A 23,432-nucleotide genomic window follows, 5' to 3' on the forward strand; every position below is an offset into this window, starting at 1 on the left:
GTCTATTTTCGCCCAGCGATCCGCAGATTCCCATGAATCACCCGGGTTAGCCTCGGTAACTCGACACTGACCTGGGCGATGCTCGTCACTATGGCAACCGTCGCCGTGGTCATTTCCTTCTTCTTCGGGCTCCGACTGCGGAGAATCGACTCTCTGGAATCGCCGCTGGCCTGAGGTGGTCCTGTCCACAGCACCACCGTCACCGGCCGTCGAGATCCTTAAACGAGCAAGTTCTGGATTTCTTTGGCGACTGTCTGGAGCATAGCTCCGAGTTCTGTGCGGAGTTGTTCAGTCATGCGGTGAGCGGGCACGGATACATTGATCCCGTAGTATCCTCCGCTCGGGCTGGTGATGGGAACAGCGACTGACATGACGCCGTCTTCGCTTTCTTCCTGGCTCGTTGAGTACCCGGTTTGCCGAATCGTTTCGAGGGCACGCTCCAGATCGGAACGGGAAATGATAGATCCCTTGGTGAGACCCGGGAGCTCCTCATACGGGTACAGGGCATGCAGTTGTTCCGTGGTGAGTAGGCTCAGCATTGCTTTGCCCGTTGCAGTGCAGTTGGCAGGAAGCATCGCACCTTGACGTGAGGCAACGCGGACGGCACGTTGGCTTTCGATGGCCTCCAGAAAGTGTGCGTTCGAGCCTTTGAGCTCGGCAAAGTGCACCGTCTCTCCGGTTGCCTCGAATACCCTTTCCATTGCTGGACGAATTAGCGTTCCGATGTCGACGTGGCGCCGTATGGCGAAGGCGATGGAGCTGAGTGCTTGTCCGGGTTCGTACGCTTTGGTCTGAGGGTTCTGCCGTACGAAACCTCGGTAGAGGAGCATCCCCATGAGGCGATGGGCCGTAGATGACGCCACTCCGAGGTACTTGCTGGCATCGGTGAGCCGGATGCTCGGCCGAGTCTCGAAGAGCAGCAACAATCGGAGTGCGTTGTCGACGGATTCGATGGGGTACTGCGGAGGAGGGCCGTATCTGGAGTCGTCCTCCGCCCGTGATGCGGACATGAGCTTCATGTTACTGACCGGGGGTTCAGTCTCTGTCCGGCTAGGGCGCAGGCCATCAACGAGGCTCACCAAGTCGTGCGAGTTCATGTCTCCAAGCAGTCTCTGTGTTGAATGCTCCTCCGAGGTCGGGCAGTTCGGCCATATCGGCGTCGGGCAGATCGACGAGGTGCCCACCAGCCGAAGTCACTTGCAGTGCCAACCCGGACAGGCCGTCCACGCTGATGGCCTGGAGAACTGCTTGCTCGACGGTTTCGGCCGCGCTGGTGAGGCCGTGGCCCCGCAGCACAACAACGGGCCTTGTTCCCATAGCATCGGCCATTTCGGTGGCGAGCCGACGGTCGCGGATGAGTACTCCGCGGGGATAGACGGGCACCCCGTTGGCGGCGAGGCGGGCTCCGGGAATGTCGTACGCCCCTACGATGGGGCGTACTGCAAGCCCTGCCAGGTCGGCGGCAACCACTCGCGGGGGATGGGCGTGAACGACAGCCCGGATGTCTGGGCGGCGCCGGAAGAGCTCGGTGTGCAGCGGCAGTTCGTTGGGGACCGTGTATCCGCCCGCGAGCTCGCCGTCGGCGGCGGGATTGCCGTCGAGGTCCACCATGCGGATGTCTTCGGCTTGCGTATACGCCAGTCCGCGTTCGTACGGGCCGCGACAGCGCACCAGCAATGTGCTGTCGGTAATTTTCAGGCTGATGTGACCCAAGATTCCATCTGCAAGGCCCCGATGGGCCAAGACCCGGCAGGCGAGGGCGATACGTTCCCGGCTGACGCTCTCGGTCTGGGGCAGCAAGTTTCCGGGTGTCATGACGCCCTCCTCGGCGGTGGCTCCAACTGGGGTTCGAGCTTGGCGCGCAGATCCTGCACCGTGATGCCCCTGGCCATGCCCAGACGGCAGGCAATGAGGGCTTTGGGCCAGTTCACGATGGCTGCGCCCCGGACGGTGGTGCCGTCGATGGTGTAGAGGGCGGCGAACTTGCCGTGGACCTGCGGGTGTCCGATGAGGACGTGGTCGACATTGCCTCCGACGCGTCCCACGACCTGGATCTTCCAGTCGTGCTGGTCGCTCCACACGTATTCAATGGGCGTGTAGGCGCGCGGCTGTTCCGGATGGATGATGTTGTAGGCCACGCAGGCGGCCTGTTCCACCGCGTTAGTCCAGTGCTCGGTCCTGACGTCCTCGCCGTGCTTCTGGTGGCGCCAGCGGGCTACGTCGCCGACGGCGTACACGTTCGCAGCGTCGAGGGCTTGACAGTACTCGTTGAGCACGACCCCGTTGTCCACCAGCAGGCCGGATGCGCTAAGCCAGGAGTCATTGGGGATGACGCCAATACCGATCAGCACGGTGGCCGCCTGAACGCTCTCACCGTTGGTCAGGTGGAGGGAGAAGTTGCCCTCCTCGCCTTCGATAGCTTCCACTCCGGTGCCGAACATGGTGTCGACCCCGTTGTCCTGGTGAAGGTCTGCGAACCACTGGCCGATCTCAGGGTTAAAGAGGCGGCTCATGGGCACGGGCACCGGGTCGATGACGGTGACCTCCAATCCCAGGCCGCGGGCGGTGGCTGCCGCTTCGGCGCCGATGAACCCTGCCCCGATAACGGCCAGCGCCCCACCCCGGAGAAGGTCCCCACGTAGTTCGCGGGCGTCCTCAAGGGTGCGCAGCACGTGAATCCCTGGAGACTGGCCCCAGGGAGAGGGCCGGGGTGATGCTCCGGTGGCAATGACGAGGTTGTCGTAGCGAAGGGGGTCATGCCCTTCAAGCTTCAGCAGGTTCTCGGCGACGTCCAGATCGACAGCGCGGTGCCCCAGCAAGAGTTGGATGTCCTCGGCATCGGCCTGCTCCTGTGTCAGCAGCCGGATAGAGTCCTCGTCGGCGGATCCCGCAAGAACGGATTTCGACAATGGCGGCTTATCGTAGGGAAGTTCGGTCTCTTCTCCCACGAGGATGATCTCCCCCTTATAGCCTTCCAGCCGGAGGGACTGCGCGGTGCGCACCCCGGCAATGGAGGACCCGACGACGACGACGGTGCCCGGGCTCATGCGTCCTCTACCACCAGTGCGGAGACCGGGCAGCTGCGCGCGGCTTCGGTGACGCGGGCGCGGTCGGCTTCGGGGACTTCGGTCTGGAGCAGCACGACGATCCCGTCGTCGTCCAGGTCGAAGTAGTCAGAGGCTCCGACGACGCAGTTCGCGTATCCCTGACAGGCCTGCAGATCGGCTTTTACAACGGGCATGGTCGAACTCCTTAGCTTGAGACGGTGGTGCTCTGGCGGTTGGGGTGTTTATTCGTCTTCGGCCACGAGCGGCCCGAAAGGGTGTCCGATCATGGCCGAGAACGTGGCCGGGGCCTGCCAGGTCAGGGACTCCAGTTCCAGCGGACAGAGCGTTACCCACTGGCCCGAACGAGGAGATTGAATCATCAGCCGCGAACCGTTGCGGGTCTCGATGCGGGTGACCTGGACCTCCGAGAACTCGTTAGCGATCACGATCGGCTTGCCGGTGACGTGCTCTTCGAGCCGGCGGCGTTCCTCGGTGGCCTGGATCGCCGCGAGGCGGTCTTCCTCCTCGCCTTCCCATTCCAGTTTCACAGGAAGATCGCCAGGTTCTGCATGCGGATGACCGACTCGTCGACCATGATGGTGCGACGGGCCAGCTCCCACCCGGACCCGGATGAGGTACGGCGGAGGAGATCCTCGCGTCCTGCCGAGACAGTGGAGGACTCCCCGACGTCACCACGGCTGCGGAAGAGAAGAACCGCCGAGTCCACGATGATCTCTTGCGGGTCGGGGGTGCGGAAGGTGCGCACGTTGGTGATGTAGTGGCGCAGCCGTGATGGGGGGTCTTCGGTCCACGCGTGCTCGGTGGCGAAGCGTGCCACGCGGCGACTGAGCGAGTACTTGTTCTCGTCCCAGTGCGCCATCCCCGGTGAGGTGGAGTATCCGGCGCCCAGGGCAGTGGTGACGCGGACGGGCATGAGATAGTGCACGTCATCGGCGATCCGGGAGAGCCACTCGTCGTAGTCCTGGGCGTCCAACAGGTACGCCTCATCGACCAGCCAACGATGCGCCTCCAGGTGAAGTTCATCGTTGAAAGGCAGGGTCTGCCCCGTCCGCTGAGTACGCGGGGCGTGGGCTCCCAGCGCCGATTGTTCGGACAGCGTCAAGTTCTCGTTCTCGTGTGCCGTTCCAACACTCATGATCAGACCTCCTCGTGAAGGGTTGCTGCGGGCGCGGTCTCTGCGCTGCCGCAGGCCGGGCGGGCGGGCCCCGATCCGGCGGCCGGTGGCGCTTGCACCGGGTCCGAGCCCACGTGCACCTGCGCTGCGGCTTCTACCGGACGTTCGAGGTGATCGGCCCACCGGCGCAACAACTCCCGCTGGTTGTACTCGCTGTAGCCGACACGGGTGGCGCCGGGTCCCGAGTATTCCTCGGGGGACAGGGCCTCGACGACGTTCTCGCCGTTCTCGAGCATGCCCATCCGGCTGTTGAGCAGCAGACGCCGTGCCATGGAGCCGGCGGCAGTATTGGTGAGGGACACCCAGTTCTCGACGTCGTCCTGCTCGAACATGCCGCCACTGCCGAAGCACATGAGATACGCCTTGTAGGAAAGCGCTTTGTACTCCTCCGGCGCGTTCTTGTCGACGGCGAACCACGAGAGGACTTCCGTCTCGTTCTCGCTGATCGGCTGCCACACGCGGATAGAGATGAAGGGGAGCACCTCGTCGGAGCCCTCTTCGACCCGCGGCCAGTTATGGACGAAGCTCATGTTCGGGAACAGTGAGGCCGCCGAGATCATGAACCCGTCCTTGCCGACCACGTCGAGCTGCTCCTGGGTCCACTGCTCCTTCATCCGGGCGATCATCTCGTCCGGGTAGCCCACGTAGCGCAGGCGCTCCTCCAGGCCACCTTCGGGCAGCTTGTAAGTGGTGCCGCCACCGTTGCCAGCCCAGTACGTGGTGCCGTCCTTGCGCTTCTCCGCCTTGGGCTCGCGGAAGAGGCCGATCTCCACCACCGAGGTGTGGGTCTGGGGCGTGTGGTACATGTCCCCGGCGAAGTTCTCGGCCCCGATCTTCCAGTTCGCCTTGACCCGCCAACGCTGAGGGCCACGCAGCTCGATGCCGTCCGCGCTCTGCTTCGTGTAGTAGTCCAGGTAGAACTTGAAGTCCCCCAGGAACTCCTCCAGGGGCTCGGCATCCGGGTCCATGCTGATGAAGATCAGACCGTTGTACGTGGCCAGCGAGGGAGCAGGCAACAAGGTCTGGCCCTTCTTCTTGAAGCCTTCCTCCCCGCCGTATGCCTCCTTGTGAAACGGCAGGCCAACGAGGCGCCCGTCATTGCGGTAAGACCAACCGTGGTACGGGCAACGGAAGTGGGAGGCATTGCCCATCTCCGCCCGGCACACCTGCATGCCCCGGTGGAGGCACATGTTGAACAGGGCCCGGACCTGGCCCTGTTCGTCCCGAGAGATAATGAACGAGTCCTCGAGGACCCTGCGGACCACGTAGTCACCAGCCTCGGGGACCTCCGACTCGTGGGCGACGAACAGCCAGCTGCGGCTGAAGAGACGTTCCTTCTCGAGTTCGAAGAGCTCTTTGTCGTTGTAGATATGTGCAGGGATCATGCCCCGCCGTACGTCCTCGAGGACGCCGTGATGGTCTGCCATGGGAGAGCTCCTTCTCGATCATCGATCAGTCAGTCTGTAGAGCAGAGGTCCACTCTGTCGTGAAGAGGTTTCCGCATTTTGTGATCTACGTCAACCCCTCCCACTCTTCGTGCCAGGTACGGGTGGGTGCGGCAAGGGTCAGTGGCCGTTTTCGGGGGAGTCGGAGTCGCGGGCGGCGTTCTCTCCGCGGTCCAGCCTCGCCAGGGCGGCCATTTCCTCGGCAGTCAGGGAGAAATCGAACACCGAGATGTTCTCGACCAGCCATGCGGGTTTGGCGGCCTGCGGGATCGGGACGATTCCTTGCTGGACGTGCCAGCGGAGCAGAACCTGCGCCGGACTCTTTGCTGTCCGTTGCGCGATCTGCACCACGATGGGGTGGTCACGCAGTCCCGATTCGCGACCAATAGGGCTCCAGGCCTCGGTAATGATGCCCAGGTCCTGGTGCACTGCCCGCGGGGGTAGCCGTGCGAGATCGGGGCTGAGCTGGATCTGGTTCACGTCAGGAACCACGCCGGTCGCGGCAATGACCTTCTCCAAATGGTCCGGCTTGAAATTGGAGACACCGATCGCTTTGACACGGCCTTCGTCCAAGAGCTTGACGAGGCCTCTCCATGCCTCGGTGTACTGGTCCAAGGCCGGCACGGGCCAGTGGCACATGAACATGTCCAGGTAGTCCAGGCCCAAGGCTTGGAGACTGCGGTCGTAGGCCCTCTGCACACCGTCGACGCTGTGGGACTCCTTGTTGAACTTGCTGGAGACGAACAGCTCTTCACGCGCAACGCCGGCAGTGCGGACACCGCGTCCCACCGCGTCTTCATTGCGGTACTGGAACGCGGTGTCGACGAGCCGGTAGCCGCTTTGAATGGCGTAGCGGACGGCCGTCTCGCACTCTTCCCCCACCAGTGGCCAGGTGCCCAGGCCCAGATGCGGAATGCTATGCCCGTGCCGCAGTCGGAGCCTCGGGACCGTTGCGGGGTCATCGCTCGGATGGGTTTTCGTCGTCATGGACAGCCTCTCGTCGAAACGTCTTGCTTTCTTGTCACCGGAGGCAAATAGCGCGAGCCTCGGGGTCTGTGTCGGTCAGTCGACATCTTTGTTGGATCTCCAGGTGGTTGCAGCTGGGGTGATGATGAGCAGGCCCGCGGCCAGCAGGGCCGCGGTCACCGGAACGAGGGTGACCAGCCCGGCCATGCCCAGCGGTGAGAGGAAGAGCGCCGTGGCGCGGAAAGTGCCCGTCAATGCGAGGGCGTCTCCGCGTTCTTCTGGGTGCACCTTCTCCGCTGCGATGGCCGGACCGACGGTCTGCAGGACCCCGGCACCGATGCCGGAGATGGCCAGGGCAATGGCCACCGGGGCGGTCAGACCGGCGAACGGTCCCACTGCGGCCAGTCCCAGCCCTGTAGCTATCATCCCGATGACCAGAGACGCCCTGACGCCCCGGCGCCGGACCCACCCGCTGGCGGTACTACCGACGAGAACGGTGGCGTTGGCGATGGAGAGCAGGATACCGATGACTGCAGCCGGTTGGCCTGCCAGGGACAGGGCCAAAGGGACGTAGGAGTTTAGAAGGCTTTTCCAAACCCCTGCGCCCGTGTTCATCCAGCAGGCAGCGTTGACACCGGGTCGTCGCCACAGACGGACATCCCTGCCAGTGGGTGAAGAAGGCCTGGCCGCGAACGGGGGAAACCTGATCAACAAGGCCGCGGGGACGACGGCGACGGAACCTGCGACGATCCCCATCATGAGTGGCAGTTGCACCGAGGCCTCCCAGAGGTATCCGGCCACCGTGGGGCCGAGAAGCGCACCGATCCCCGCCGCCAGATTGACGTCCCGGAGGCCACTGACCGGTGCGGCGGATGTACGAACGGCGTGGGTCTGGCTGCTGGTCCAGAAGAACGCCCGGGCTATTCCCTGGACCAACTGGGACGCGACAAAAAACACGACCGCGGGAGAAATCGCGAGCAGTGCGCACGAGATCGCGATCATCAGCCCGGATCCAGCTTCCTCTTCGAAGTTGTTTGTATCAGACATCTGGGGCGGTGTCATACCGTCGTAGCAACACTGCAGGCCACGAGGGGTTGCGGGTAGCGCGGTAGGAGACCCTGGGTGGGGCTGGGACGGATGATGTTGACGGTGGCGGACCGGACGGAGATCGCGGTCGGACGGCGTGCGGGGATGACGGTCACGGCGATCGCCGAGCAGATCGGGCGCGACAAGTCGGTGGTGTCTCGCGAGATCAAACGCAATGCCACCAAGACGGGCGCGTATCAGGTGGTGCACGCCGACAAGCACGCCCGCGCACGGCGGGCCCGTCCGCAGACGAGGGCGATCGATGCTGACTCGGTGCTCGCCGACCGGGTACGGTCCGACCTGCGCAGGTCGCGGACGCCGCGCCAGATCGCGGGGAGGTTGAAGCTCGAGGCCCAAGACCCCACAGTGGATCCCATGACGGGTTCACCGAACGCGCAGGGCCGCCGCGTGTCACACGAGTCGATCTATCGGTGGATTTATGCTCTTCCGAAGGGAGAGTTGGCTGCTCAGGGCATCCTGTTGCAGTCCAAGCGCACCGCGCGTAAACCCCGCAAGTCAGTCGGTGAGCGGTCGGCGCGGATCGTGGGCATGGTCAGCATCGACGACCGCCCCGAGACCGCGGCCGATCGGCGGGTGCCGGGCTGGTGGGAAGGAGATCTGATCGTCGGGAAGGCCGGCCAGTCCGCGGCGGTGACCTTGGTCGAGCGCACCAGCCGGTACACGCTGATCCTGGGTCTGCCGGACGGGAAGAAAGCACCCGGCGTTGCTGATGTGCTGATCGATCACCTGCGAGGACTGCCGGAGTTCATGCGACAGGGCCTGACGTGGGATCAAGGCACCGAGATGGCCGAGCACGCCAGCGTCACCGTGGCCGCCGAGTTGCCGATCTACTTCGCTCATCCCCGCTCGCCATGGGAACGCCCGACGAATGAGAACACCAACGGCCTGATCCGCGAGTACCTGCCCAAGGGCACCGAAATCCCATCCGATCAGCTGTACCTCGAAGCGATCGCCCGCGAGCTCAACGAGCGGCCACGGCAGTGCCTGGGCTTCTACACTCCACGGGAAGTCTTCGAACGCCTACTGAAGGACAACGTTGCTTCCACGAGTTGACACCGCCGGGTCTTTCGAGCACGAAAGACCGACGAAGGGTTCTGCTAAAGCGAGATGAACGCACCAACCGCGGCGTTGAACTTTTCGCGCTGGTCACTGAACACGTGATGACCAGCGTTGTTGATGAGATAGAGCGAGCTATCCAGGGTGTTGGCAGCGATCAGATCGAAGAGCCCCTTACCCATCGACACCGGCGCCGATCGATCATTGACTCCCCACACAACCAGCGTCGGCACCGGGATTCCTGCGTCGGCAAGCCGTTCCTGAACCCAGCGCCTGCCCTCGCTGAGGCTAGGCAACCAGTGCTCCTCCGCATTGCGTGCATATCCGGCGACAGCGTCGCGCTGCTTTTCGCTCTCGAGCCACTTTGTGGCGATCCCGATGTAGTCCTCGGGCAGATCTCCCTCATTAACCGCCTGGGCAGCATGATAGTGACGGATCAACTCGGCCGAACCTCCGGGGGCAGTCCTTTCGACTCGCTCGTAGAAGTCCATGTCGGTTCCGACGGGCGGCGCCGGTGCCGCAGTCGCACTGCTGATGATGACCAGCTTCTTTACCATCTCAGGGTACTTCAACGCGAGAAGGACCGCCGTCATGCCGCCGCGCGAGTGACCCACCAGGGTCAGGTTCTTGAGCCCCAACTGAGTTGCAAAGTTCGCAACGTGTTCGGCGACCGCGTCGACAGTCCAGTCTTCGTCATTCAGCGGGAGACCAGTCTCGCCCTGACCGAGTTTGTCGACCGCGAGGACACGGCCGTACTCGCCGAAATCCTCTAGAACGTTGCCCCAGGATTCGATTCCGGCCGGTATGAAGAACCCGAAATGCCCCCCATGGATGAGGAGGATCGGATCCTTGTCCTGGCCGTCGTCGAAATAACGCGTCTGAACCCCTTTCACATCGACGAAATGGAACTTCTGGGTGATTGAAGAGCTTGGCACGGATAACGCCTTTCTGTGCACGATAACGATTGAACAATTCATCGCAGTTCGACCCCTACCGACGTGGTAGTTCTGGCCAGTAGAAATCTCTTCTGCGTGTGCCTGAAAGCTACGCGCCTCCGCATCGACTGTCAATAGAAAGGGCCCTTCCGGATTCAGAGTGCATTGATCCGATCCTGAAGCTGTCCGGAGTGGATCAGTGACCGCAAGATGTAGTGCTTGAGGTTGCGGAAGCCCAGGGCGATTCCGCGGAGGTGTTCGAGCCTGCCGTTGATGGCCTCGACGGGGCCGTTGGAGGCACCCACGTCGAAGTAGGCGAGGATCTCGCGGTGCCGCTTCCATAGCGACCGGCCGAGCTGGGCGAGCTCGGGCAGCTCGGTGGGCACCCCGGTCCGGATCGAGCGCAGGAGCTTGTACATCGCGATCTTGCCCTCCCGCTTGCCCGAGGCCTCGTAGGCGGCGATGAGTCGCTGGTAGACGCCGTAGGTGACCTCCACCGCCGCGTGCGCATCGTTGGCGGTGAACGCCTTGAACAAGCGCACTTTCTGTTTGTCGGTCAGCAGCCCTGCCCGGGTGTTGAGCGTCCTGCGGATGCCGTACAGCGGATCGCCGGTGCGGCCCCGGTGCCCGGTGGTGGCCTGCTGGATGCGTTGGCGGCACACGGTGAGCTTGTCGGCGGCAAGATGCACGACGTGGAACGGGTCCATCACCGTGCGTGCTGCGGGCACGGCCTTGGCTGCGGCGGAGTGGTAGCCGGCGAACCCGTCCATCGTGACCACCTTGACTCGGTCTCGAAATGCCTGGTCGCGGGCGTTGAGCCACTCGGTGAGGACCTTCGCCGAACGGCCCGGGACCATCCTTTGGCGCGGCCGAGGAACTTGTGCCCGCCGCCGTCGGGGATGCGTCCGAGCTTCTTGATGTCCACGTGCACCAGATCGCCCGGTGCGGCGTGCTCATAGCGCTGCGGGCGTCGCTTGGTGGCGCGCACCGGGGCGCCGGTGGCCGGGTCGGTGAACGCCAGGCGCACGCACCCGAAGCGGGACAGGATCTTGTGCACCGTCGAGGGGTGCATTCCCAGGTGGTAAGCGATTCGGGCTGGCCCCCACCGGCGCGATACGCGCAGGCCGATCACCCGGCGCTCCCGACGACGCGGGGTGCGGTGGGGGCAGGTGTGCGGCCGGCTGGAGCGGTCAACCATGCCGGCCTTGCCCTGCTCGCGATACCGGCTGGCCCAGCGTCGGGCCGTGGTGACCGAGACACCGAACCGTTCCGCAGCTCGGGCCGGGGGCCAGCCGTCTTCGACGACACACCGGGCCAGGCGCAGTCTTCCCGTGGGCGTCAAGGTCGCGTTAGCGTGGGACACGAAGACCTCCGTTGTGGGTGTGGTTGCTTGGTCGCTTTCACACCTCACACGGAGGTCTTCCTCATTTCATCTCGCCATGCCGACCGGAGACACAACCTCCGTGGTCAGTACATCTAGCCGACTGGGCCAGTGCCCGAGGTGCGGCAGGAAGGCAGGCCGGTATCCTCTTGGGCGTCAACGATATGCCCGCCGCGGCGACCAAATGCTGTACGCGTGGCAGCCCGACAACGAGCGCTTCCAGCCGCCGAAGGAGTGAAACGCCATCGGGACCGGAATCGGGACGTTGATCCCGACCATCCCTGCCCTGACTCGCGAAATGAACGTGCGCGCGGTACCGCCGTCGGCAGTGAACAACGCAGTCCCGTTGCCGAATTCGTGGTCGTTGACGAGTTCCAATGCCTCCTCGAACGACTCGGCTCGCACCATCGCGAGAACGGGCCCGAAGATCTCCTCACGGTAGATCCGCATCTCGGGAGTCACATGATCGAACAGTGAAGCACCAAGGAAGAAGCCGGGTCCATCGCACCGGTCTCGGCCGTCCACAACGAGTTCCGCACCGTCTTCCACACCGGCCGACAGGTAGGAGATCACCCGATCGCGATGCTCGCGTGTAATCAACGGACCCATCTCCACGTCGGGCTCGGTGCCCGCGCCTACGCGCAATGCTGCGATCCGCTCGACGAGTCTGTCGCGGACTGCTTGCGCGACCTCGTCTCCGATGGGCACGACGACGGAGATTGCCATGCAGCGCTCGCCGGCCGAGCCGAAGGCCGATCCCATCAGGGCATTGACCGCGCTGTCTATGTCCGCGTCCGGCATGACCACGAGGTGGTTCTTGGCGCCGCCGAGCGCCTGCACGCGTTTGCCGGACTCGGTAGCGGTCCGGTAGATGTGCTCCGCGATGGGCGTCGACCCGACGAAACTGACGGCTTCTACTCGCGGATCCGTTATCAGGGCGTTCACAACCGTCTGACCGCCTTGGACGACGTTGAAGACTCCGTCCGGCAAGCCCGAGTCGGCGAGCATTGATGCCATCTTCAACGCCAACGTGGGCACCTTCTCGGATGGCTTGAGAACGAAAGTGTTGCCGCAGACCAGTGCGATCGGGAACATCCACATCGGAACCATGGCCGGAAAGTTGAACGGAACCACACCGACCACCACGCCGAGAGGCTTCCTCATCGACATTCCGTCGACGTTCGTTCCGACGTTCTCTGTGAACTCGCCTTTCATGAGATCAGGTATGCCACAAGCGAATTCAACGACTTCGATACCGCGTTGCAGCTCGCCCCTCGCATCGTCTAGAACCTTGCCGTGCTCGTCGCAGATGATCGCGGCGAGATCGTCGATGTCGGCGAGCAGGCGGTCCCGGAACGCGAACATCACCCTGGCGCGAATGTGGGGCGGTGTAGCAGACCAGCTTTCGAAGGCTCGGTGCGCCGCCGCAACCGCGGCCTCGGCGTCGGTACGGGAACCCGCGGGGACCCGTTTGGTCACCTCGCCGGTGGCAGGACGGTAGACGTTGGTGGCGTCGGGACTGTCGGAGGTGGCAGTGCGGCCGTTGATCCAGTTCCCGACGGTATCGATGGTGGTTGAAGGCATGGGTACTCCTCAGGTGTGCATGTAGGCAGGGTGGAAGTGATTCCGAACAGTGTCGAAGTAGAGAGTCAGTACACGCGCCGATAGATTTCGCAGATCTCGTCGGTGCTCGGAACTACCGGATTGTTCTGCGGGGAGCCCGATGCGAGTGCCTGTTCGGCCATGGTCGGCAGAAGCGCGGACCAGCGCTCGGGCTCGATCCCCAACTCGCGCGGGCTGGGTACGCCCAGATCATGGTTGAGGTGCTTCAATTCGTCGAGGAACAGCCTGCTCGCGACCTCGTCCGAATCTTTGTCGCCGGCGACGCCGTATGCGCGGGCACAGTCGGCGTAGCGGGATAGGGCACCCGGCAACGAGTACTCGGCGACCGTCGGAAACAACATCGCGTTCGACAGTCCGTGACTGATATGGAAGTGAGCCCCGAGAGGCCGGCTCAGGCCGTGCACCAGAGCAACGCTCGAATTGGAGAACGCGATGCCGGCTTGTGTCGCCGCCAGCATCATCTGCTCGCGCGCATCTTCGTCGGAGCCGTCCGCATAGACACGACGCAGGCAGGAGCCGATAGTCGAAATTGCGGTGAGGGCGAACCCGTCGCTGAACGGATTCGACTTCACGCTGACGTACGCCTCCACCGCGTGCGTCAGAGCGTCGATGCCGGTGTCGGCGGTGAGTCGTGGCGGCATCGACATGGTCAGTTTGAAATCGATGATCGCTGCTGTCGGCAGGAACGCCAGGCCGGGGCACAGCATCTTCTCGCCGGTCTCCGAATCCGTGATGACCGTGAACCGCGTGGCCTCCGACCCACTGCCCGCGGTCGTCGGAATCGCGATGAGTGGCAGCAACGGTTGATCGGTCGACGTCGGAGCTTTGAAGTCGCGCATCGGGCGATCGGTGGTGGCGAGCAGCGCAACCGCTTTCGCTGTGTCGAGTGAGCTGCCGCCGCCGAAGCCGATCACGGCGTCGCACCCATCGGCGCGCACCGTCTCGGCGGCGGGCTGCAGGGAATCGGTCGTGGGATCGGGGATCACGCGGTCGAAGACGCTGCAGTCGACGCCGGCAGCCGACAGGGCTCCGGCGATCCGGGCCACCGCACCCGTCGACGTCAGAAACTGATCGGTGACGATCAACGGCCGTCGACTCCCGAGATCGGCGAGAACTGCGGGAAGATCGTTCAAGGAGTCGGCGCCGACCCGCAGTATGCGGGGCAAAGCGATGAGGTTGGACATGAGACGGCCTCTGGTCGGGAAACGGGTCGACTGTGACTCTGCTTCACCGCAGACGGCTCGACAACGGCCAGATCCACACATCCCTGTGCGTTGTTGCACGACCTCCCGCAGCCTTCGCCAAGCACGCGAGCAAGAGCAATGCTCATACTTCGCTGGTATGGCCCGACGCGGGTCGGTCTACACGGTGATTCCGTACTCCTTGATGTGGTGGTAGAGAGTGCTGCGACTGATGCCCAGGTAGTCGGCCGCGTGGGCCTTGTTCCCGTGGCATATCTCCATGGCTCGCATGATCGCGTCGCAACTCGCCTGCTGCCACGGTGTCATCTGCTTCGTCGTGGCCTTCATCCGCAAGGCGATCGGCAGATCAGTGACATCGATGAGAGTGCCCCGAGAGCGCTCCAGCGAGCGCAACACCCCTGCGAGTTCCCGGTGGTTGCCTGGCCATGAGTACGATTCCAGGACACGGGTGGCGTGAGGTGTGAAGCGGTACCGGACGCCAGGTCCCGCGACTTCATTGAGCAGATCGATGAGCTCGGAACGCTGATCGCGGAGAGCCGGCAGATCCAGACGATCTTCGAACAAGTCGAGCAGGCGGGCATTGTCAGCGTCCCCCGGTCTCGGGGCGGATGTGGCGGCTAGAACTCGCTGCGCCTGACCGACGAGCAGATTCTCGGTGAGGTTGCGGGCGGACTGGGGCAGTAAGTCGAGATTGTCGATCGTCAGCACTTCGCGACCGGGATCGTTGATCAACGACCGCAGTCTGTTCTCGACCTCGGTGGGATCATCGGTCCGCCCGTCGATCGCATGGCGAGCCCGCCCGCCAGCCGCGCCGGCCAATGCTGTGGTGCGACCACTACCCGGCTCACCCACGATCACGCCCGAGCGGCAGCTGTCTCGAATGTCGTCGACCCAGTTCTGCACCCGGCTCCAATAGCGCAGGCGGTCGGCAGTGCGAGGTACAGCCGGACGTTGACGAGCCTGTACACGGATCAGGACTCCATCGGCGCCGTCGATCGGCTCCATCTCGACACGGGCGGTGTTGCCACTGGTCAATTCGAGTTCCGTACGTGTGGCTGTCCGCACCCCGTCGGCCAGTTGCTGCAGGGCCGAGACGTCGGTTGCGGACAGAGTGCGAGCTGCCATCGAACTCTGCAGAACCATTGCCCGAGAGAGCGCCACGACGACTACGGCGGGGTGCCGGGCCGCGTCCTCGAAGGCTCGGATCACTGACCGTGTGCTGCCACTCGAGGTGCTCCGAATGTTCCGTTCGATCTCCGCGATCGCCGTGTCGATGAACGGTCGCATCAGTCCCGATTCGGCTCCGGCGACACTCATGATGTCGAGTACGCCCATCAGTCGGCCGTTCAGCGGATTGAAGATCGGCCGGCCGTAGCAGCTGTAGCCGTGGAGATCTTGTACGTAATGCTCAACGCCGCGGACGAACAGTGGGCGCCGGGTCTCGAATGGGGTCGCCAGCGCGTTGGTGCCGGTTGTGTCTTCGCGCCACACAGCTCCCGGCGTTGCGCCGATCCTTTCGACCACGTGATCGATCTGGGCGCACCCGTTCACCGTGGTCAGGATCTCTGCTTGAGCGCCGATGAGCATGACGGACAAACGTTCGCCCTCGATCCCGGCGCACATACGGCGAAGCACGGGAGTTGCAGCGCGGAAGAGCCGGCTCCCCGTGTCGATGCCGTCAGTGGTCGGCGGATCCATCGGTTTGGACGGGTCGAGTCCGTACTGCTGAGACCTCATCCACGACGCGTGCAGCGCGCGGTCGGACCAGAGCGCTCCGCGCGATGTGAGTGTGACTGCGTCGTTATTGCTCATGGGGTCGGACCTCTCGCTATCCCGACTGGGAAGACCAGCGCATGCATACGCGATGGCCTGACATGCCGCCTGTTCCTGTGAGTTCCATCACTGGAGTTCAAAGCCAGTCTATCGAATGTTCTGCCGACGGAAACCGGCGATTTCAGGTGTACGGATACCGAACACATACGTGTGACGCAAGTCGCAACACTGAATCGTGTCGCTCTTCCCGGTACGCCGACCGGACCCGCCGTGGCTCTCACGAAGCGCTGTGCGAGGCGACCTCCACTGTGCCGGGTGGCACTCGAATCGAGAGGAATGCAATGACCTCAGTTACACCTCCAGCCACTGCTCTGACCTTCGATCTGGCGACGAAGAGGTACGGGCAGTTGATCAACGGGCGGCTCGTCGACGGAGCTTCCCAGGTGTCGGTGATCGACCCGGGGACGGCCCAGCAGGTCGCGACCACGCCGGCGGCATCGGTGGAACAACTCGATGACGCCGTGGAAGCGGCGAAGCGGGCGCTGCCAGGGTGGTCCGCGCTCAGCGTCGATGCGCGCGGTGCGATTCTGCATCGGATTGCCGACGTCCTCGTCGAGCACCACGAGAAACTCGCGCATCTGACCACCCTGGAACAGGGAAAGCCGATCGCGCAGGCGCGTGACGACGTCAGTTGGTCGATCGACTTCACTCGGTACTTCGCCGACTATCGACTGCCGAACGAAGTACTGCGTGACGACGAGAACGGCTACGTCGAACTGCGTCACCGACCGGTCGGTGTGGTCGGTGCGATCACTCCGTGGAATTTCCCGCTGTTCCAAGCGCTCTACAAGCTCGCTCCCGCATTGATCGTCGGAAACACGATGGTCCTGAAGCCGTCGCCGACCACTCCGCTGGCGACGATGCACTTCGCAGAACTCGTCCGCGACGTGATTCCGCCCGGCGTGTTCAACGTCGTCGGAGATGCCGGCGACCTCGGAGCCCACCTCACCGGGCATCCAGGCATCAACAAGGTGTCGTTCACCGGCTCAACGGCGACTGGCCGCCGTGTGATGGAGGCCTGCGGCCCCACTCTCAAGCGGCTCACCCTCGAACTCGGTGGCAACGACGCAGCGATCGTTCTCGACGACGCGGATGTCGAGAAGACCGCCGAAGGGCTGTGCACCTGGGCCTACGCCAATGCCGGACAGGTCTGCGTCTCGATCAAGAGGATCTATGCACCCTCGTCGATGTACGACCCGCTGGTGGAGGCCCTCGCTCGGCGAGTGTCGGAACTGACCGTCGGGCACGGCCTCGACGAGGACACTCGGCTGGGCCCGGTGCAGAATGCGGCGCAATACGAGAAGGCCCGCGCCAGCCTGGAGTTGGCACACGAGCACGGGACGGTCGTCGCCGGCGGCCACATGCTCGACCGGCCCGGTTACTACGTCGAACCGACGCTTCTCCGTGATGTCGACGAAGACAGCCCATTGGTCAGAGAAGAGACCTTTGCTCCGATCCGTTCGGTTCTCCGCTACGACGATCTCGAGGACGCGATCGACCGTGCCAACGACACGCCGTATGGCCTGGGGGCCTCTGTCTGGGGGACTGACACCGACCGAGCCGTCGCAGTCGCCGACCGCCTCGACGCCGGGACCAGCTGGATCAATCATCACTTCCAGCTGACCCCCGACGTGCCGTTCGGCGGAGTGAAGCAGTCAGGCCTCGGCGCGGAGTTCGGTCGCATCGGCGTCGAGGGATTCGTCGACGTCCACGTGGTGAACCTCAAGCGATCCTAGCCGGGTCGATACGCACCTACCCGTCCCTCCGAACGTGCCGCATGCGGTGCGGTCGGGCCGCATCCACCCATTAATCAGTCCCCACCACAAGGAGAAGTCATGAAAACTCTCGCAGCAGTCGTCGTAGAGCCCGGAAAGCCGATCGAGATCGAGGAACTCACGCTGGCCAAGCCGGGTCCGCACGAGGTCTTGATCCAGTACCAGTACGGCGGTCTCTGCCACTCGGACGTGCACATCGCGATCGGTGACACCATCGCCAGGCTGCCGATGGTGCTGGGTCACGAGGGTGCGGGAATCATCCAGGAGGTCGGCCCGGGCGTCACCCGCGTCAAGCCCGGCGACCACGTCATCTGTTCGTTCACCCCGGCCTGCGGCCGCTGCAAATACTGCGCCACCGGCCGGCAGTCGGTGTGCGACATGAACGCCGCGATGCTGGAAGGTCATCTGGAAGGGCCGCGTTGGCCCATCAGTGGTCCGCGCGGACAGTACGGTGCCATGTGCACCCTGGGCACTTTCAGCCAGTACAACGTGATCAACGAGTACTCCGTGGTGAAGGTCGACGACGATATTCCGCTCGACAAGGCCGTGCTCGTCGGTTGCGGCGTCCCTACGGGTTGGGGTTCGGCGGTGTACGCCGCGGACACCAAGCCCGGTGACATCGTGGTGATCTTCGGTATCGGAGGCATCGGCATCAACGCGGTGCAGGGCGCCAAGCACGCCGGTGCCGAGCACATCATCGTCATCGACCCGCTCCAGAACAAGCGGGACAAGGCCATCGAACTGGGCGCGACCCAAGCATTCGACAATGCCGCCGACGCGAAGCTAGCCGTTGATGAATTGACCAACGGCCAGGGCGCCGAGTCGGCCATCATCACGACGGATCTGATCACTGCGGAGCAGGTCAGTGCAGGATTCTCGATGATCGGGCGCTGCGGCACTCTCGTGCTCACCGCGTTGAACCGGATCGATGAGATCACGGTCAAGGTTCCCAGCACTGAGATGAGCTACTTCCGAAAGACGATCAAGGGCTCGCTGTTCGGTGACTGCAATCCCACGTACGACATCCCGAAGCTCGTCCGGATGTATGCCGACGGAAAGCTCAAGCTCGACGAACTCGTCACGAGGGAGTACAGCCTCGAGCAGGTCAATGAGGGCTACGACGACCTCCTCGCGGGCAAGAACATCCGCGGAATCATCAAGCACCAGCACTGACCGATCGCGCTGCGGCGCCGCGTCGTCGATCCCACTTCGATCGGCGGACGGCGCCGCAGCGGCGCACGCCAGAACCTTATGTGAGGAACCACCATGACACTCACCGTGAGCGAACTCGTCGGTGCGGCCGGCGGGGGTGCGCTCGGAGCAGCGCTGGGCGCAATCGGCGCCTTTTCGCTGATGGGCGTGATAGTCGTCGTCGCAACGCTGATGACAGCGATCAGTCCAGACGCCGAACTCGTCCAGAACCTGGCGTTCGGGCCCGTCTTCGGTCCGCACGTGATGTTCGCCGGCGGCGCCGCCGCTGCGGCGTATGCGGCGCACATCCGTCGTCACGAATCCGGCCGCGACATCGCCAAGCCGCTGATCACCTATGACGCGATGTCGATCATCGGGGTCGGGGCCGGCTTCGGAGTCGTAGGCCAACTGCTGGCCCGTGCAGTCGAGCAGCTCCCGACGTGGCATGCATCGGACGGTTCGGAGGTCGCATTGGTCGATTCGCTCGCGGTGAGTGTCGTGTTGACCGCGTTGATCGCCGCGGTGCTCTGGGCGCGTACGCCCGCGCCGGTGCGCCTCGAGTGGTTGCCCTGGCAGCACCGACTGTCGTCGGTGCTCGTCGTCGGCGCAGCCGGTGGGGCGATCGCCGGGTCGGTGTTTCTGGCATGGCCGCAGGACTCGCGGCCGATGGTCGGACTGTTTCTGTACGGCGCGTCTGCGGTGACCCTGTTGGCACTGGTGTTCGGCGCGGCGGTGCCGGTAACGCACCACATCACTCTCCCCGCGGCTCTGGCGGCAGGTGTTGCAGCAGCGCACACCGGCGAGTCCACGTGGATTCTGGTGTCGGCTGTGCTCACCGGCATCGTCTCGTCGCTTGTCGCCGAGGGCTGGGCTCGGCTGATACTGGAACGCTGCAGGATCCATCTCGATCCGCCCGCCTTCGCGATCGCGGTCATGGCGACGCTGTTGGCGTTGATCAAGATCGGGGTCGCGTGATGGGTCCGGCTCGGCCATTGCACGGGAAGGTCGGCGCGGACGATCTGCGGATCCTCCTCGCAGTCGCACGCAACGGTTCCATCACCGGCGCCGCGGCCCGCCTCGACGTCGATCACTCGACAGTGAGTCGACACATCGCGCGGATGGAGAGAAAGGTGGGACGGCGGCTGTTCGACCGATCACCGAACCGATGGCAGCTCACGGAGACGGGACGCCGGCTGCGGGCTATCGGAGAACGGATTGAACACAGCATCGACGATGCGGTCCGGGTCGTCGACTCAGACCCCGGGGACGGAGTGTGCGGACCCGTACGCCTCCTCACTCCCGATGCCTTCGGTTCGTACCTGGCCCCGCATGCGCTCGCATCGGCACTGCGCAAGCACGGATCGCTGCGGATCGAGTTGCTCACGTCGACCACCCAACTTGATCTGCGCAATTGCGAGTACGACGTCGCCGTCTCGTTGGAACCGCCTCCCTCGCGCGCGGTCGTCTCTCGGAGCCTGTGCACCTATTCCTTGGGGCTGTTCGCGTCCGTGGAGTACATGGCGACGCACGGTCCGATCGCCGGAATCGAGGATCTGCGGGCGCACCCTCTCGTCTACTACCTCGACGGCTGCCTCGATATCGCCGCTCTGCGAGTACTGGACGGCCTCCTGCCCGGCGTATGCCCGCGGGTGCAGTCGAACAGCGTCGGCGCTCAGATTCAGTCGGTCCTCGCCGGTCACGGCATCGGATTGCTTCCGAACTACGCCACCTCATTCCATCCGGGCCTCGTGCCCGTGCTGCCCGACTGTGTCGCGGTCGGACAGCAGTACTGGATCGTCGTGCCTTCGGCGGTTCAGCGGGCGCCCCACGTCCGCGTCGTCGTGGACGCCCTGATCGAGAGGCTGTCCGGGCATCTCGACCCCTCATCCGCGTCCCCTGGCCAAAGTCCCTTCACACAAGGAGTTCTCCTCAGCGATGTCCGAATATGACACTCTTACTCTCGCCGTCGGCGATGACCGCGTGGCCCTTCTGACTCTGAATCGGCCCACGGCGCTCAACGCGTTGAGCTCGCAGATGATGCGGGAATTCACCGAGGCTCTCGACGAGGTGACACGCGCTGACGCTCGCGTCCTGGTACTCACAGGGGCCGGGCGGGCGTTCGCCGCAGGCGCCGACATCGCCGAGATGCGCGATCGCACGTTCGGAGAGATGACCGACGCCGACCATCTCTCCGCTTGGGAGCGGCTCGCAGCACTGCGTATTCCCACGATCGGTGCGGTCAACGGGTTCGCGCTCGGTGGCGGTTGCGAGATCGCCATGATGTGCGATCTTCTGTTCGCCGGTGAGGGCGCTTCGTTCGGACAGCCCGAGATCGCACTCGGGATAATCCCCGGCATCGGCGGAACGCAGCGGCTGACTCGCGTGGTGGGCAAGCCACAGGCGATGGATCTGATCCTCACCGGGCGTCGGATAGATGCCGATGAGGCCTTCCGTCTGGGTCTGGTCAGCCGTGTGGTACCCGACGACGAGGTTCTCGACTCGGCGATGACCGCCGCACGTCAGATCGCCGGCTTCTCCTCGAGGGCGGTCCGGGCGGCCAAGGAATGCGTGCTGCGCGCTGATCAGACATCGCTCTCCGAAGGTCTCCTCTTCGAACGCCGGTGGTTCCACTCGTTGTTCGCATTCGCAGACCAGACAGAAGGCATGACAGCGTTCCTCGACAAGCGTCCGGCGAGGTTCAGTGATGACTGACAATCGTCCATCCCAGGGCAACGAGCCCGATCGATACACGCGCGCAGCCGCCGACGCGGCACACGACCTCGGCCAGTTCTGGTTATCGGCGGCGCGTGACATCGACTGGGAGAACCGGCCACGTGATCCGTTCCATGAGAGGACCGACGGCACCGCCGACTGGTTTCCCGGCGCGAGCATCAACACGGCCTACAACGCGCTCGATCGTCATGTCGCCGCAGGGAACGGTGACCGTGCTGCGCTCGTATATGTCTCACCGCTGACTGGCCGCGAAGAGACCATCACCTACGCACACCTGCTCGACGACGTCCGCCGTGCCGCGGGCGCGCTGAGCCGACTCGGGGTCGGCGTGGGAGATCGCGTCCTGGTCTACTTGCCGATGATCCCGGAGGCGGTGGTCACGATGCTGGCCTGCGCCCGACTGGGCGCGGTGCACGCGGTGGTCTTCGGGGGCTTCGGGTCCGCCGAACTGGCCGTACGGATCGACGATGCGCGGCCGACCGTGATCGTCACCGCGACCGGGGGCTTGGAGCCGGGACGAACGGTCCCGTACTTGCCGTTGCTCGATGCGGCGCTGGAGGAGGCCGGCCACTGTCCGCGGCACGTCATCGTCGTCGATCGGCCGGAAGTTCCTCCGCCCCCAGACAGGGTCGTCGTCTGGCCCGCGGACGAATGGGCCGAGCACGACTGGGGAGAGTTGCTGGCCTCGGCCGGACCAGTCGACCCGGTGCCGGTGCCCTCCGCGGCCCCGCTGTACATCCTCTATACGTCGGGCACCACTGGACTGCCGAAGGGAGTAGTCCGTGACAACGGTGGCCATGCGGTTGCCATGGCGTGGTGCATGCGTCATGTCTACGGCGTGGAGCCGGGGGACGTGGTCTTCGCCGCCAGCGACATCGGATGGGTGGTGGGCCACTCATTCATCGTCTACGGCCCCCTCATCGTGGGTGCGACGACTGTACTGTTCGAAGGCAAACCGGTGGGGACGCCCGACGCCGGTGCGTTCTGGGACATCGTCGAACGGTATCGGGTCAACGTGCTCCTCACCGCACCGACCGCGATGCGTGCTGTTCGGCGCGAGGACCCGAATGGAACCATGCTCGCCGAGCGCGATCTGTCCAGCCTGCGCGGCTTGTTCCTGGCCGGGGAGCGTCTCGATCCGGACACTCAGCGCTGGTTGGGTGAGGTGCAGTCGTCTCCGGTCATCAACAACTGGTGGCAGACCGAGACCGGATGGCCTGTGATATCGAATTTCCTCGGTCTGACGTACTACGAACCCCGTCCGGGTTCGTCGACCAAGCCCGTTCCCGGCTTCACTGTGGAGATCCTGGGACCCGACGGCGATCCGGTTCCCCAGGGCCGAGAAGGAGCAGTGTGTCTGCGTCTCCCGCTGCCTCCAGGCGCACTGATCGGCATATGGGGTGATGAGGGCCGACTGGCGCAGACCTATCTGACGGAACATCCCGGCTTCTACAGTTCCGGCGACGGAGGCTGTATCGACGCCGATGGTTACGTCTACATCTTGGGCCGGACCGACGATGTCATGAACGTCGCCGGCCATCGAATGTCGTCCGGGCAGATAGAGGCCGCGATCTCAGAGCACCCTGGTGTGGCCGAGTGCGCGGTCGTCGGAGTCCGCGACGAGCTGAAGGGTCAGCGCCCGCACGCGATTCTGGTGCCGGCCATCGACTACACGGACCGGACAGGCGAATTGCAGAGTGATGTTGCGACGCTGGTGCGCAACAGAGTCGGTCCGATCGCATCGCTCGGCGGAGTCCACGTAGTCGGCGCACTCCCGAAGACCCGGTCGGGCAAGATCGTTCGCCGCTGCCTTCGCCAGCTACTCGACGGCGCAGATCCAGATGTCCCACCCACGATCGAGAACCCGGCCGTCGTCGCCGATCTCGTACGAATTCTCGATACGCGGCGCGCGAATGACCCAGCACGCCGCGGCAACACCTAAT

At 64.2% G+C, this 23,432-nt stretch carries 20 protein-coding genes and 2 pseudogenes; 7 read left to right on the plus strand and 15 right to left on the minus strand.

The genetic code is table 11. The annotated features are described in order from the left end of the window. Nucleotides 1–218: 218 nt before the first annotated feature. The 9 genes from ACK8HH_RS00345 to ACK8HH_RS00385 form a co-directional block, all read right to left on the minus strand. Nucleotides 219–1,019, minus strand: coding sequence for an IclR family transcriptional regulator (locus tag ACK8HH_RS00345; RefSeq protein ID WP_006897052.1), 801 nt, complete (start codon nucleotides 1,017–1,019; stop codon nucleotides 219–221). A gap of 46 nt (nucleotides 1,020–1,065) precedes the next feature. Then, complete coding sequence (locus ACK8HH_RS00350; RefSeq protein WP_006897053.1) at nucleotides 1,066–1,815, minus strand: class II aldolase/adducin family protein; 750 nt, start codon at nucleotides 1,813–1,815, stop codon at nucleotides 1,066–1,068. Further along, nucleotides 1,812–3,047, minus strand: a complete 1,236-nt coding sequence (locus ACK8HH_RS00355) for an NAD(P)/FAD-dependent oxidoreductase (RefSeq protein ID WP_006897054.1) — start codon at nucleotides 3,045–3,047, stop codon at nucleotides 1,812–1,814. Before ACK8HH_RS00355 ends, ACK8HH_RS00350 begins: the two co-directional genes overlap by 4 nt. Further along, nucleotides 3,044–3,241, minus strand: coding sequence for a ferredoxin (locus ACK8HH_RS00360; RefSeq protein ID WP_006897055.1), 198 nt, complete (start codon nucleotides 3,239–3,241; stop codon nucleotides 3,044–3,046). Before ACK8HH_RS00360 ends, ACK8HH_RS00355 begins: the two co-directional genes overlap by 4 nt. Nucleotides 3,242–3,289: 48 nt before the next feature. Further along, nucleotides 3,290–3,595, minus strand: a complete 306-nt coding sequence (locus ACK8HH_RS00365) for a hypothetical protein (protein ID WP_006897056.1) — start codon at nucleotides 3,593–3,595, stop codon at nucleotides 3,290–3,292. Then, a complete protein-coding gene (locus ACK8HH_RS00370) occupies nucleotides 3,592–4,203 on the minus strand; it encodes a 3-phenylpropionate/cinnamic acid dioxygenase subunit beta (protein WP_006897057.1) in 612 nt (203 codons plus the stop codon). Before ACK8HH_RS00370 ends, ACK8HH_RS00365 begins: the two co-directional genes overlap by 4 nt. Nucleotides 4,204–4,205: 2 nt before the next feature. Further along, complete coding sequence (locus ACK8HH_RS00375; protein WP_006897058.1) at nucleotides 4,206–5,669, minus strand: aromatic-ring-hydroxylating dioxygenase subunit alpha; 1,464 nt, start codon at nucleotides 5,667–5,669, stop codon at nucleotides 4,206–4,208. A gap of 138 nt (nucleotides 5,670–5,807) precedes the next feature. After that, complete coding sequence (locus tag ACK8HH_RS00380; RefSeq protein WP_006897059.1) at nucleotides 5,808–6,674, minus strand: aldo/keto reductase; 867 nt, start codon at nucleotides 6,672–6,674, stop codon at nucleotides 5,808–5,810. Nucleotides 6,675–6,749: 75 nt separating this feature from the next. After that, nucleotides 6,750–7,700: an MFS transporter gene (locus tag ACK8HH_RS00385; protein ID WP_006897060.1), complete on the minus strand. Its 951-nt coding sequence runs from the start codon at nucleotides 7,698–7,700 to the stop codon at nucleotides 6,750–6,752. 90 nt (nucleotides 7,701–7,790) lie between these two features. On the opposite strand from ACK8HH_RS00385, the gene ACK8HH_RS00390 reads away from it, so the two are divergent. Next, on the plus strand, nucleotides 7,791–8,813 hold the full coding sequence (locus tag ACK8HH_RS00390) for an IS30 family transposase (RefSeq protein WP_412475205.1): 1,023 nt from the start codon (nucleotides 7,791–7,793) through the stop codon (nucleotides 8,811–8,813). 44 nt (nucleotides 8,814–8,857) lie between these two features. Here ACK8HH_RS00390 and ACK8HH_RS00395 read toward each other — a convergent pair whose 3' ends face one another. The 6 genes and pseudogenes from ACK8HH_RS00395 to ACK8HH_RS00420 all read right to left on the minus strand — a co-directional run bounded on the left by ACK8HH_RS00395 (nucleotide 8,858) and on the right by ACK8HH_RS00420 (nucleotide 15,769). Beyond that, nucleotides 8,858–9,751 (minus strand): alpha/beta fold hydrolase, encoded by an 894-nt coding sequence (locus ACK8HH_RS00395; protein ID WP_006897061.1) that lies wholly within the window; start codon nucleotides 9,749–9,751, stop codon nucleotides 8,858–8,860. A 155-nt stretch (nucleotides 9,752–9,906) separates the two neighbouring features. After that, a pseudogene (locus ACK8HH_RS00400) lies at nucleotides 9,907–10,608 on the minus strand (ISL3 family transposase); the annotation flags it as partial. Beyond that, nucleotides 10,608–11,114 (minus strand): annotated as a pseudogene (locus ACK8HH_RS00405) (helix-turn-helix domain-containing protein); the annotation flags it as partial. The pseudogenes ACK8HH_RS00400 and ACK8HH_RS00405, both read right to left, overlap by 1 nt. Nucleotides 11,115–11,288: 174 nt before the next feature. After that, a complete protein-coding gene (locus ACK8HH_RS00410) occupies nucleotides 11,289–12,716 on the minus strand; it encodes a CoA-acylating methylmalonate-semialdehyde dehydrogenase (RefSeq protein ID WP_412475457.1) in 1,428 nt (475 codons plus the stop codon). Between the two features lie 65 nt (nucleotides 12,717–12,781). Then, nucleotides 12,782–13,939 (minus strand): iron-containing alcohol dehydrogenase, encoded by a 1,158-nt coding sequence (locus ACK8HH_RS00415; RefSeq protein WP_006896785.1) that lies wholly within the window; start codon nucleotides 13,937–13,939, stop codon nucleotides 12,782–12,784. A gap of 177 nt (nucleotides 13,940–14,116) precedes the next feature. After that, entirely contained in the window at nucleotides 14,117–15,769 is a 1,653-nt protein-coding gene (locus ACK8HH_RS00420; protein ID WP_346074738.1) for a sigma-54-dependent Fis family transcriptional regulator, read from the minus strand. Nucleotides 15,770–16,071: 302 nt separating this feature from the next. On the opposite strand from ACK8HH_RS00420, the gene ACK8HH_RS00425 reads away from it, so the two are divergent. The 6 genes from ACK8HH_RS00425 to ACK8HH_RS00450 all read left to right on the plus strand — a co-directional run bounded on the left by ACK8HH_RS00425 (nucleotide 16,072) and on the right by ACK8HH_RS00450 (nucleotide 23,431). Beyond that, a complete protein-coding gene (locus ACK8HH_RS00425) occupies nucleotides 16,072–17,526 on the plus strand; it encodes an aldehyde dehydrogenase family protein (protein ID WP_006896787.1) in 1,455 nt (484 codons plus the stop codon). Nucleotides 17,527–17,625: 99 nt separating this feature from the next. Beyond that, nucleotides 17,626–18,738, plus strand: coding sequence for an NDMA-dependent alcohol dehydrogenase (locus tag ACK8HH_RS00430; RefSeq protein ID WP_006896788.1), 1,113 nt, complete (start codon nucleotides 17,626–17,628; stop codon nucleotides 18,736–18,738). 93 nt (nucleotides 18,739–18,831) lie between these two features. Further along, on the plus strand, nucleotides 18,832–19,731 hold the full coding sequence (locus ACK8HH_RS00435) for a hypothetical protein (protein WP_006896789.1): 900 nt from the start codon (nucleotides 18,832–18,834) through the stop codon (nucleotides 19,729–19,731). Beyond that, the gene (locus ACK8HH_RS00440) at nucleotides 19,731–20,705 is read left to right on the plus strand and encodes a LysR family transcriptional regulator (protein ID WP_412475458.1); all 975 of its coding nucleotides are present in this window, start codon (nucleotides 19,731–19,733) and stop codon (nucleotides 20,703–20,705) included. The genes ACK8HH_RS00435 and ACK8HH_RS00440 overlap by 1 nt, the downstream gene beginning before the upstream one ends. Next, entirely contained in the window at nucleotides 20,692–21,468 is a 777-nt protein-coding gene (locus ACK8HH_RS00445) for an enoyl-CoA hydratase-related protein (protein ID WP_006896791.1), read from the plus strand. Before ACK8HH_RS00440 ends, ACK8HH_RS00445 begins: the two co-directional genes overlap by 14 nt. Beyond that, the gene (locus ACK8HH_RS00450; RefSeq protein ID WP_006896792.1) at nucleotides 21,461–23,431 is read left to right on the plus strand and encodes an AMP-binding protein; all 1,971 of its coding nucleotides are present in this window, start codon (nucleotides 21,461–21,463) and stop codon (nucleotides 23,429–23,431) included. Before ACK8HH_RS00445 ends, ACK8HH_RS00450 begins: the two co-directional genes overlap by 8 nt. Nucleotide 23,432: the final 1 nt, after the last annotated feature.

Source organism: Gordonia sp. LUNF6 (assembly GCF_047041125.1).
GTDB lineage: Bacteria > Actinomycetota > Actinomycetes > Mycobacteriales > Mycobacteriaceae > Gordonia > Gordonia sihwensis.

What these genes read in the sequence shown, in the direction of transcription:
- ACK8HH_RS00390 (WP_412475205.1), top strand. Translation starts at nt 7,791, where the DNA reads ATGATGTTGACGGTGGCGGACCGGACGGAGATCGCGGTCGGACGGCGT.
- ACK8HH_RS00375 (WP_006897058.1), bottom strand. Translation starts at nt 5,669, where the DNA reads ATGGCAGACCATCACGGCGTCCTCGAGGACGTACGGCGGGGCATGATC.
- ACK8HH_RS00425 (WP_006896787.1), top strand. Translation starts at nt 16,072, where the DNA reads ATGACCTCAGTTACACCTCCAGCCACTGCTCTGACCTTCGATCTGGCG.
- ACK8HH_RS00345 (WP_006897052.1), bottom strand. Translation starts at nt 1,019, where the DNA reads ATGAAGCTCATGTCCGCATCACGGGCGGAGGACGACTCCAGATACGGC.
- ACK8HH_RS00380 (WP_006897059.1), bottom strand. Translation starts at nt 6,674, where the DNA reads ATGACGACGAAAACCCATCCGAGCGATGACCCCGCAACGGTCCCGAGG.
- ACK8HH_RS00370 (WP_006897057.1), bottom strand. Translation starts at nt 4,203, where the DNA reads ATGAGTGTTGGAACGGCACACGAGAACGAGAACTTGACGCTGTCCGAA.
- ACK8HH_RS00450 (WP_006896792.1), top strand. Translation starts at nt 21,461, where the DNA reads ATGACTGACAATCGTCCATCCCAGGGCAACGAGCCCGATCGATACACG.
- ACK8HH_RS00360 (WP_006897055.1), bottom strand. Translation starts at nt 3,241, where the DNA reads ATGCCCGTTGTAAAAGCCGATCTGCAGGCCTGTCAGGGATACGCGAAC.
- ACK8HH_RS00430 (WP_006896788.1), top strand. Translation starts at nt 17,626, where the DNA reads ATGAAAACTCTCGCAGCAGTCGTCGTAGAGCCCGGAAAGCCGATCGAG.
- ACK8HH_RS00410 (WP_412475457.1), bottom strand. Translation starts at nt 12,716, where the DNA reads ATGCCTTCAACCACCATCGATACCGTCGGGAACTGGATCAACGGCCGC.
- ACK8HH_RS00445 (WP_006896791.1), top strand. Translation starts at nt 20,692, where the DNA reads ATGTCCGAATATGACACTCTTACTCTCGCCGTCGGCGATGACCGCGTG.
- ACK8HH_RS00355 (WP_006897054.1), bottom strand. Translation starts at nt 3,047, where the DNA reads ATGAGCCCGGGCACCGTCGTCGTCGTCGGGTCCTCCATTGCCGGGGTG.
- ACK8HH_RS00350 (WP_006897053.1), bottom strand. Translation starts at nt 1,815, where the DNA reads ATGACACCCGGAAACTTGCTGCCCCAGACCGAGAGCGTCAGCCGGGAA.
- ACK8HH_RS00435 (WP_006896789.1), top strand. Translation starts at nt 18,832, where the DNA reads ATGACACTCACCGTGAGCGAACTCGTCGGTGCGGCCGGCGGGGGTGCG.
- ACK8HH_RS00420 (WP_346074738.1), bottom strand. Translation starts at nt 15,769, where the DNA reads ATGAGCAATAACGACGCAGTCACACTCACATCGCGCGGAGCGCTCTGG.
- ACK8HH_RS00415 (WP_006896785.1), bottom strand. Translation starts at nt 13,939, where the DNA reads ATGTCCAACCTCATCGCTTTGCCCCGCATACTGCGGGTCGGCGCCGAC.
- ACK8HH_RS00385 (WP_006897060.1), bottom strand. Translation starts at nt 7,700, where the DNA reads ATGTCTGATACAAACAACTTCGAAGAGGAAGCTGGATCCGGGCTGATG.
- ACK8HH_RS00440 (WP_412475458.1), top strand. Translation starts at nt 19,731, where the DNA reads ATGGGTCCGGCTCGGCCATTGCACGGGAAGGTCGGCGCGGACGATCTG.